General features: G+C 56.3%; 1 protein-coding gene. It reads right to left on the minus strand.

Translation table 11 applies throughout. From position 1 onward, the window contains the following. On the minus strand, positions 1–627 hold a 627-nt coding region (locus NPS56_RS30960), incomplete at both ends, for an SEL1-like repeat protein (RefSeq protein ID WP_274078170.1).

Genomic DNA, 627 nt, shown 5'->3' on the forward strand with positions numbered 1-627 from the left:
GTCCCAGGCTGGGAGCTTCGCCGGGGGTAAAGGGACGATTTCGTTGATTTCGGGGACTGTGGGGTTCGCGTAGGAAGCTCTCGCGAGTATTCGCCAGATTTTTTCATAGCGTTCGGCGCGTTCGAGGTCTTCTTGTTGCCCGAGGTAGTACATCGTATTAGTGGAAGGATGACCTCGAAATGCGTTCTTCAAGCGGCCTGCGGCGCTCTCATTGCCTCCGGCTACGCCCGTCTGCAGAATCTCGATTGCATCGGTGTATTTCCCTTCATCCCTCAGGTACATCGACAGCATGACGGCTGCGTCCCCATTGCCTTGTTCAGCGGCGCAACGGCGCATCTGACGGGCTACGTCTGGCGCGATATCGCTCGGCGCCAGCTTGTCGCCTACATATGCCTGGGCTTGGGCACTTCCCTGATCGGCGGCCTTGCGGTAATAACGTAACGCCATTTCCGAATCCTGCTTCAACCCAGCCGAACCCTGCTGCAAGAAGATCCCCACGAAGTAATATCCCGTGGCAACACTGGCTTCGATCAGTTGTTGGCTCAGGCGCAAGTGTTCATGGCCGTGAAGCTTGAAATGCTGACGCATCGCTCCATTCTGAAGGTTGATGTTGGCTTTGTAATGGCC

Origin of the sequence: Pseudomonas putida (genome assembly GCF_028682635.1) — a bacterium.
Taxonomy (GTDB): Bacteria; Pseudomonadota; Gammaproteobacteria; order Pseudomonadales; family Pseudomonadaceae; genus Aquipseudomonas; species Aquipseudomonas putida_AE.